Origin of the sequence: Serratia proteamaculans (assembly GCF_946227095.1) — a bacterium.
In the GTDB taxonomy this organism is placed as follows: domain Bacteria; phylum Pseudomonadota; class Gammaproteobacteria; order Enterobacterales; family Enterobacteriaceae; genus Serratia; species Serratia proteamaculans_E.
This window is the reverse complement of record NZ_CAMISV010000020.1, coordinates 53854-62500: the sequence shown is the minus strand read 5'-3', so window position 1 is coordinate 62500 and position 8647 is coordinate 53854. Positions and strand designations below refer to the sequence as shown.

The 8647-nt window shown below is 53.2% G+C and carries 9 protein-coding genes and 1 rRNA gene (1 of these 10 cut by a window edge); 6 read left to right on the top strand and 4 right to left on the bottom strand.

Going from position 1 to position 8647, the window contains the following annotated elements; all coding sequences use genetic code 11:
• A 16S ribosomal RNA gene (locus tag OC597_RS25495) occupies positions 1 to 525 on the bottom strand; it reaches 999 nt to the left of the window's first position.
• Positions 526 to 947: 422 nt separating this feature from the next.
• Positions 948 to 1511: a D-glycero-beta-D-manno-heptose 1,7-bisphosphate 7-phosphatase gene (gene gmhB, locus OC597_RS25490; protein ID WP_085118871.1), complete on the bottom strand. Its 564-nt coding sequence runs from the start codon at positions 1509 to 1511 to the stop codon at positions 948 to 950.
• 187 nt (positions 1512 to 1698) lie between these two features.
• On the opposite strand from gmhB, the gene metN reads away from it, so the two are divergent.
• From metN to proS, 6 genes are all read left to right on the top strand, one after another.
• Positions 1699 to 2730 carry a methionine ABC transporter ATP-binding protein MetN gene (gene metN / locus OC597_RS25485; RefSeq protein ID WP_112347204.1) on the top strand — a complete coding sequence of 344 codons (1032 nt, stop codon included), beginning with the start codon at positions 1699 to 1701 and terminating at the stop codon, positions 2728 to 2730.
• Positions 2723 to 3376, top strand: coding sequence for a methionine ABC transporter permease MetI (locus tag OC597_RS25480; protein WP_012146460.1), 654 nt, complete (start codon positions 2723 to 2725; stop codon positions 3374 to 3376). Before metN ends, OC597_RS25480 begins: the two co-directional genes overlap by 8 nt.
• Positions 3377 to 3435: 59 nt before the next feature.
• Positions 3436 to 4251 (top strand): MetQ/NlpA family lipoprotein, encoded by an 816-nt coding sequence (locus tag OC597_RS25475; protein WP_020828332.1) that lies wholly within the window; start codon positions 3436 to 3438, stop codon positions 4249 to 4251.
• 266 nt (positions 4252 to 4517) lie between these two features.
• Positions 4518 to 4922 carry an envelope stress sensor lipoprotein RcsF gene (gene rcsF, locus OC597_RS25470; RefSeq protein WP_262211074.1) on the top strand — a complete coding sequence of 135 codons (405 nt, stop codon included), beginning with the start codon at positions 4518 to 4520 and terminating at the stop codon, positions 4920 to 4922.
• On the top strand, positions 4919 to 5626 hold the full coding sequence (gene tsaA / locus OC597_RS25465; protein ID WP_261425213.1) for a tRNA (N6-threonylcarbamoyladenosine(37)-N6)-methyltransferase TrmO: 708 nt from the start codon (positions 4919 to 4921) through the stop codon (positions 5624 to 5626). Before rcsF ends, tsaA begins: the two co-directional genes overlap by 4 nt.
• A 124-nt stretch (positions 5627 to 5750) precedes the next feature.
• Complete coding sequence (proS, locus tag OC597_RS25460) at positions 5751 to 7469, top strand: proline--tRNA ligase (RefSeq protein WP_261285184.1); 1719 nt, start codon at positions 5751 to 5753, stop codon at positions 7467 to 7469.
• Positions 7470 to 7520: 51 nt separating this feature from the next.
• Here proS and nlpE read toward each other — a convergent pair whose 3' ends face one another.
• On the bottom strand, positions 7521 to 8204 hold the full coding sequence (gene nlpE / locus OC597_RS25455; RefSeq protein WP_261258501.1) for an envelope stress response activation lipoprotein NlpE: 684 nt from the start codon (positions 8202 to 8204) through the stop codon (positions 7521 to 7523).
• A gap of 29 nt (positions 8205 to 8233) precedes the next feature.
• On the bottom strand, positions 8234 to 8647 hold the full coding sequence (arfB, locus tag OC597_RS25450) for an alternative ribosome rescue aminoacyl-tRNA hydrolase ArfB (RefSeq protein WP_262211073.1): 414 nt from the start codon (positions 8645 to 8647) through the stop codon (positions 8234 to 8236).

The following is an 8647-nucleotide window of genomic DNA, read 5'->3' as shown; positions in this document are numbered from 1 at the left end:
CACCCTCCGTATTACCGCGGCTGCTGGCACGGAGTTAGCCGGTGCTTCTTCTGCGAGTAACGTCAATGNACCCTTCCTCCTCGCTGAAAGTGCTTTACAACCCGAAGGCCTTCTTCACACACGCGGCATGGCTGCATCAGGCTTGCGCCCATTGTGCAATATTCCCCACTGCTGCCTCCCGTAGGAGTCTGGACCGTGTCTCAGTTCCAGTGTGGCTGGTCATCCTCTCAGACCAGCTAGGGATCGTCGCCTAGGTGAGCCATTACCCCACCTACTAGCTAATCCCATCTGGGCACATCTGATGGCGTGAGGCCCGAAGGTCCCCCACTTTGGTCCGAAGACGTTATGCGGTATTAGCTACCGTTTCCAGTAGTTATCCCCCTCCATCAGGCAGTTTCCCAGACATTACTCACCCGTCCGCCGCTCGTCACCCAGAGAGCAAGCTCTCTTGTGCTACCGCTCGACTTGCATGTGTTAGGCCTGCCGCCAGCGTTCAATCTGAGCCATGATCAAACTCTTCAATTAAAAGCTTGATTTGCTTCAACTCGTGAAGCGATGCTCGAAAATAACTTTCGTAATAGTCATTCTGTTGGACAAGCCAACGAAACGACTTATTGCTTGGTCACTCTTCAAGACTTGATATTTTTTCGAACCCGAAGGTTCTGGATATCGTCTTGTGGAGTGCCCACACAGATTGTCTGATAAATTGTTAAAGAGCAGTGAGTTAGCCGCCGTAGCTTGCTATCTCGAGGTGGCGTATATTACGCTTTCCTCTTTCAGAGTCAACCCCTAAATTTCAGGATTTTTTCTCTTCGAACCCCGGAGACTCTGTGAAGTTGTTCACATGTTCCGTGTCGATGGAGGCGCATTATAGGGAGCTGGTTCAGAATGACAAGGGTTTATATTCACTTTTTATCTGACCGCTCACTATTCATGCATAACGTCTACTAAACCCGCTTTTTGATGGCTTCCGGCAGGTCTGCCAGGCTGTTTAACACCCAATCCGCCAGTTTCTCACCTTGTTCAGTGACCGGTTTGCCGGTACGCACCAGCACTTTAGTCCCAACACCTGCCGCGATTGCTGCCTGCATGTCTTCCGGTTTGTCGCCAACCATATAAGAAGCAGCCATATCAATGTTCAATTCCTGCTGCGCCTGTAACAACATGCCCGGTTGAGGTTTACGGCAGTCGCACACCTGACGGAACTCTTCTATTACTGCTTCTGGATGATGCGGACAGAAATAGATACCGTCCAGGTCAACATCACGGTCGGCCAGCGACCAGTCCATCCACTCTGTCAGGTACATAAATTGGTCTTCGCTGAACTTGCCGCGTGCGATGCCGGACTGGTTGGTCACCAAGACCAGAGCAAAGCCCATCTTTTTAAGTTCGCGACAGGCGTCAATCACGCCATCAATAAAGTGGAAATTATCGATTTCATGGACGTAGCCATGGTCAACATTAATCGTGCCATCACGATCGAGGAAAATTGCTGGAACGCTTTGTGTCACCGGTTTGCTCCTGAGGGCCTGAAAACGCGGACAGTATCGCATGTTTTACCCAGTACTGAGAACGGCAGAGAACCGCGTTGATCGTTGACTTAGACGTCTAGACGCCTTAACATCTGATCCATACCTTGGTCCACGCCAAGGTTTACTTTTATCTAGCCACGGGCAACCACGCTAAAATAAGAAGAATATGATTAAACTTTCTAACATCACCAAAGTGTTTCAGCAGGGTTCGCGCACCATTACCGCGCTCTCTGACGTGACTCTTCACGTCCCTGCCGGGCAAATTTATGGCGTTATCGGTGCATCAGGTGCCGGTAAGAGTACGCTGATCCGCTGCGCCAATATGCTTGAGCGCCCAACCTCCGGCCAGGTGCTGGTTGATGGACAGGATCTCACTTCACTGTCTGAAGGCGAACTGACGCGCGCTCGCCGTCAAATCGGCATGATTTTCCAGCACTTTAACCTGCTGTCTTCCCGCACAGTATTTGGCAACGTTTCATTGCCGCTGGAGCTGGACAGCACTCCCCGCGCTGAAATCAAAAAACGCGTAACCGAGTTGCTGGAATTGGTCGGGCTGTCAGACAAACATGATGCCTACCCAGCCAACCTGTCGGGTGGCCAGAAGCAGCGCGTGGCGATTGCCCGTGCGCTGGCAAGCCAACCCAAAGTCCTTCTGTGCGATGAAGCCACCAGCGCGCTGGACCCAGCCACCACCCGTTCAATTCTGGAACTGCTGAAAGACATTAACCGTCGTCTCGGCCTGACCATCCTGTTGATCACCCATGAAATGGACGTGGTTAAACGTATCTGTGATCAGGTTGCGGTTATCAGCCAGGGTCAGTTGATTGAAAAAGACAGCGTCAGCGAAGTGTTCTCGCACCCGAAAACCCCGCTGGCCCAACAGTTTATTCAGGCCACGCTGCATTTGGATATCCCGGACGACTACGCCAAGCGCCTGGCACCGGAACGCAGTGGTGGACGTCAGCCCCTGCTGCGTCTGGAGTTCACCGGCCAGTCCGTTGATGCACCGCTACTGTCAGAAGCCGCCCGTCGCTTCAACGTTAACAACAACATTATCAGTGCGCAGATGGATTATGCCGGCGGTGTTAAATTCGGCGTGATGCTGGCAGAACTGCACGGCAGTGATGAAGACGCGCTGGCAACGATTAAGTTCCTGCAGGAAAATCAGGTAAAAGTAGAGGTTCTGGGTTATGTCTGAGGCAATGATGTGGTTAATGGCACGTGGCGTGTGGGAAACCGTCATGATGACCTTTGTCTCCGGCTTCTTCGGTTTCGTGCTTGGCCTGCCGGTTGGCGTGCTGCTGTATGTAACCCGCCCCGGGCAAATCGCCGCCAACAACACGCTATATAGAACGCTGTCCGGCCTGGTGAACGTTTTCCGTTCCATTCCGTTCATTATTCTGCTGGTGTGGATGATTCCATTTACTCGTTTGATCGTTGGTACCTCGATCGGCCTGCAGGCAGCTATCGTTCCGCTGACCGTGGGTGCGGCACCCTTTATTGCCCGCATGGTGGAAAATGCCTTGCTGGAGATCCCATCCGGTCTGGTAGAAGCCGCCCGTGCGATGGGAGCAACCCCAATGCAAATCATCAAGAAGGTGCTGCTGCCGGAGGCCCTGCCGGGCCTGGTCAATGCCGCCACCATTACCTTGATCACTTTGGTGGGCTATTCCGCCATGGGGGGCGCGGTAGGCGCAGGCGGTCTGGGACAGATTGGTTATCAGTACGGTTATATCGGTTATAACGCCACAGTAATGAATACCGTATTAGTATTACTGGTGGTGCTGGTCTACTTGATTCAGTTCTTCGGTGATCGGATCGTCAAAGCCGTCACCCATAAATAACTTTACAGCAACTGCGCTTACACAGCGTATTTCAAATGCGAGTCTAATGAGGAAGGGATATGTCGTTAAAATTTAAATCCATCGCGGCAATCGGCGCACTGATCGGTACTCTGGCTCTGGCAGGCTGCGGTCAGGAAGAAAAAGATCCGAACCATATCAAAATCGGCGTGATTGTCGGTGCTGAACAGCAGGTCGCTGAAATCGCGCAAAAAGTGGCGAAAGAGAAATACGGTCTGGACGTCGAACTGGTGACCTTCAATGACTACGTGTTGCCAAATGAAGCGCTGAGCAAAGGGGATATCGATCTGAACGCCTTCCAGCACAAACCCTATCTGGATCAGCAGATCAAGGATCGCGGCTACAAGCTGGTGCCGGTCGGCAACACCTTCGTTTATCCGATTGCCGGTTACTCCAAGAAAATCAAATCGCTGGACGAGCTGAAAGACGGTTCTCAGGTTGCCTTGCCTAACGACCCAACCAACCTGGGCCGTTCCCTGCTGCTGCTGCAGAAGGTTAACCTGATCAAGCTGAAAGACGGTGTTGGCCTGCTGCCGACCGTGCTGGACGTGACTGAAAACCCGAAAAACCTGAAGCTGGTCGAGCTGGAAGCCCCACAATTGCCACGTTCACTGGACGATCAGCAAATCGCCCTGGCGGTAATCAACACCACTTACGCCAGCCAGATTGGCCTGACGCCAGCAAAAGACGGTCTGTTTGTTGAAGATAAAGACTCACCGTACGTTAACCTGCTGGTTGCCCGCGAAGACAACAAAGACGCGGAAAACGTGAAGAAATTCGTTCAGGCTTACCAGTCTGACGAAGTGAACGAAGCAGCCAACAAGATCTTTAACGGTGGTGCAGTTAAAGGCTGGTAATCATTAATTACCGAATTTATTCCTATAATTGCAAGACGGGCTACGGCCCGTCGAGAGAGTTGAGATAGTTCTTTGCGGCTAAAAGTAATGATTTAGTCCTAATGAAAACAAAGAATTAGATCTTCTGAATTACCCCAAACACCCGAAAAACGCGTTTTTCGGGTGTTTGTCTTATATCTAGACGGGCTACGGCCCGTCTTGTTATTTCCACCATAGATTGCTTCAATAGCGCCACTTACCTATTCCATCAAGGCAGAGGAATCTCAATGCGTGCTTTACCTCTCTGTTTGTTAGCGCTTGCGCTGGCAGGGTGTTCGTCGCAGCGTTTTGCGCCCCCGTCAACAAACAGCACCAGCAAACCGGTAACAACCACTCCGACGAAAACCACGCCAGCAGCACGTCCGGCACCGGTTAAACTGTACAAAAGTGCAGAAGAATTAGTGGGTAAACCATTCCGCGATCTGGGTGAAGTCTCTGGCGAATCCTGCCAGACAACGGTACAGGATTCACCGCCGAATCTGGCAGCCGCCCGTAAGCGTATGCAAATCCGCGCCTCTTATATGAAGGCTAATGCCGTGCTGTTGCATGACTGCCAGATTGTCAGCGGTGTTGCCGGCTGTTACCAACAGGCTATTTGCCAGGGTTCAGCGCTTAACGTTTCGTCCAAATGACCGAATTTGTTTTCAATCAGATCGGTACCATCCGTTCACCGTATAAAGAAAAGTTCGCCGTTCCCCGCCAACCGGGATTAGTCGAAGACGGTGGCGGTGAGTTAGTGCTGCTGCCGCCCTATAATCAGGCGGAAGCGGTACGCGGCCTCAGCGAATTCAGCCATCTGTGGGTGATGTTTATTTTCCATCAAACCATGGAGGGCGGCTGGCGGCCTACCGTCCGGCCACCCCGCCTCGGCGGTAATGCCCGGATGGGAGTATTTGCTACCCGCTCGACCTTCCGCCCCAATCCGCTCGGCATGTCGCTGATCGAATTAAAAGGCGTACGGGTGCAGGGCGGCGAAGTGGTGCTCGAGTTGGGCAGTCTCGATCTGGTTGACGGCACGCCGGTGGTGGATATCAAACCCTATCTGCCGTTTGCCGAAAGCCAGCCGCAGGCCCGCGCTGGGTTTGCTCAGGCAGCACCCTCCGGGGATATGCCGGTAAGCTTTACCCCAGAGGCGGAACAACAGCTGCAACAACATCAGCAGCGTTATCCGCACCTGCGGCGTTTTATCAGCCAGGTGCTGGCTCAGGATCCACGTCCGGCCTACCGCAAGGGGCAATCAGCGGAACGGGATTATGCCGTCTGGCTACTGGATTTCAACGTGCGTTGGCGAGTGGTGGATCAACAAACCGAGGTGCTGTCTGTCGACCTGCGTTAAAATTCCACCGTCTCTCTTTTGACAACCCGCTCGCACTGGTAAACTAAATCACTTTCGAAAATTTTGGCTGCCCTAACTACTGGCAGCCGGTTGCAATTTGCAGTTCTAACGGAACCAAAACACCATGCGTACTAGCCAATATCTGCTCTCCACCCTGAAGGAGACACCTGCCGATGCCGAAGTGATCAGCCACCAGCTGATGCTGCGCGCCGGGATGATTCGCAAGCTGGCCTCCGGTCTTTATACCTGGCTGCCGACCGGCCTGCGCGTTCTGAAAAAGGTTGAAAACATCGTTCGCGAAGAAATGAACAATGCTAACGCGATCGAAGTTTGCATGCCGGTGGTACAACCTGCCGATTTATGGCAGGAAAGCGGCCGTTGGGAACAGTACGGCCCTGAGCTGCTGCGCTTTGTTGATCGTGGCGATCGTCCCTTCGTGCTGGGTCCAACCCACGAAGAAGTGATCACCGATCTGATCCGTAACGAAATCAGCTCTTACAAGCAGCTGCCGCTGAACTTCTTCCAGATTCAGACCAAGTTCCGTGATGAAGTGCGCCCACGTTTCGGCGTTATGCGCTCACGTGAATTCCTGATGAAGGACGCCTACTCGTTCCATACCTCACAGGAATCTCTGCAGGCAACCTACGAAGCAATGTACGAAGCCTACAGCAAAATCTTCAGCCGTATGGGTCTGGACTTCCGTCCGGTGGATGCCGATACCGGTTCGATCGGCGGTAGCGCATCACACGAGTTCCAGGTGCTGGCCGACAGCGGTGAAGATGATATCGTGTTTTCCACCGGCTCCGATTTTGCCGCCAATATCGAACTGGCAGAAGCGGTTGCCCCGGCCGAACCTCGTGCTGCAGCCAGTGAAGAACTGCGCGTTGTGGATACGCCGAATGCCAAGACCATCGCCGAGCTGGTAGAGCAATTCCAACTGCCGGTGACAAAAACCGTCAAGACATTGCTGGTGCGAGCCAAAGAAGACAGCGGCCACAAACTGGTTGCTCTGCTGGTGCGTGGCGATCACGAACTGAATGAAATCAAGGCCGAGAAGCTGCCGCAGGTTGCTGCTCCAGTAGTCTTTGCCACCGAAGAAGAGATCCGCGCCATCGTGGGTGCAGGCCCTGGCTCACTCGGTCCGGTCAATTTGCAGGTTCCCGTGGTTGCCGATCGCAGCGTAGCGGCGATGAGTGATTTTGGTGCCGGTGCCAACATCGACGGTAAACACTACTTCGGCATCAACTGGGAGCGCGATCTGCCGCTGCCACAGGTTGCCGATATCCGTAACGTCGTAGAAGGCGACGCCAGCCCGGATGGTAAAGGCACACTGCTGATCAAGCGCGGTATCGAAGTGGGTCATATCTTCCAGCTCGGTACCAAATACTCAGAAGCGATGAAAGCCACCGTACAGGGCGAAGACGGCCGTAATCAGGTGCTGACCATGGGCTGCTACGGTATCGGGGTCACCCGCGTGGTCGCTGCCGCTATCGAGCAGAACCATGACGAACGCGGCATCATCTGGCCGGATGCTATCGCGCCATTCCAGGTGGCTATCCTGCCAATGAACATGCACAAATCCTTCCGCGTGCAGGCGCTGGCAGAAGAGTTGTACAACACGCTGCGTTCCCACGGTATCGACGTGATCCTCGATGACCGTAAAGAGCGTCCAGGCGTGATGTTCGCGGATATGGAACTGATTGGCGTACCGCACTCTATCGTGATCGGCGATCGTAACCTCGACAGCGAAGAGATTGAGTACAAGAACCGCCGTGTCGGCGAGAAGCGAATGATTAAAACCGGCGAAGTCATTGATTTCCTGCTGGGACAGATCAAGCGCTAATCCGCTATTGCAGAAACTAAAAACCCGCCTAGGCGGGTTTTTTTATGGCGATTATTTGCTGTCGCAATTTTTACTGCGGTCGAAGGCTATTTTTCCGTCCGGCACCAGTGCCTTCTCGGTAAGCCCCTCTTCCATTGACGGCTGAACGCTAAAGTGGCCATTCAGGGTCAGGAACACCGGTTCACCCGGCGTTTTGTAAGCCTTGGCATAACCCTGCTCCAGCGCAATAGTATTGTCGACCGGGAAAGTCTTACCGGTGGCACAATCTTTAAACACCGCCGCATCCGCCATGTAGGTGTAGCTGCCTTTCAGCGACATCGGCGTTTTAGGCAAGGCTTTCTCTACCGGTTCAAGACGGTAATTCAGCTGAGATTCAATCGGCATACCGGTTTGATCGAGCATTTCCAAACTTTTACCCACCGGACGGAAATAGCGCTTATCGCCACGGCTGTCGGTCAGCACCAGCTTATCGGCAGTACGCGCCCATTTGCCATAGTCAGCAAAGGTTTGATCGCCGTCTTTGGTGCCGCGATAGGTTTCCTGCAGCACGAAAGTGCCGTCTTTATCCAGGAACAAATTGGTATCCAGACCACCGCAGTCAGCACAAGGCAGCACGCCCTGATAACTTTGTTGCATCGCCTGAAGAGGTTGTTCTTTCGGCTGGTAGTGGTTATTACATCCCAGTAACGAAAGTGCCCCTGCCGCTAAAAACAGGGCCAGTGTAATTTTTTTCACAGTTATTCTCCTACTGTGTTCATGTGTCCTTAAGTGCGGATCTTGCCGCGCAGCGCTTTCGTCGCGCCTTTGCGTACCTTGCCTTCCAGGCGACGTAATTTTGCCCCTTTAGTGGGCTTGGTCGCCTTGCGTGTTTTTTCCACCACCATCGCCTGCTGGATCAACGAAACCAGTCTGGCCAGCGCCGCCTCGCGGTTTAATTCCTGGCTGCGATATTCCTGCGCTTTAATAATCACCACGCCATCGGCGGTAATTAAATGATTATTCAGGGCCAGCAGCCTTTCCTTATAATACTCTGGCAGGCTGGATGCCCGGATGTCAAAGCGCAAATGGATAGCCGTTGAGGTTTTGTTCACGTGCTGGCCGCCCGCGCCCTGCGCGCGGATTGCCGTCAATTCCACTTCGTTATCCGGTATGGCTAAGTTTCTTGACAGTTCAAGCAC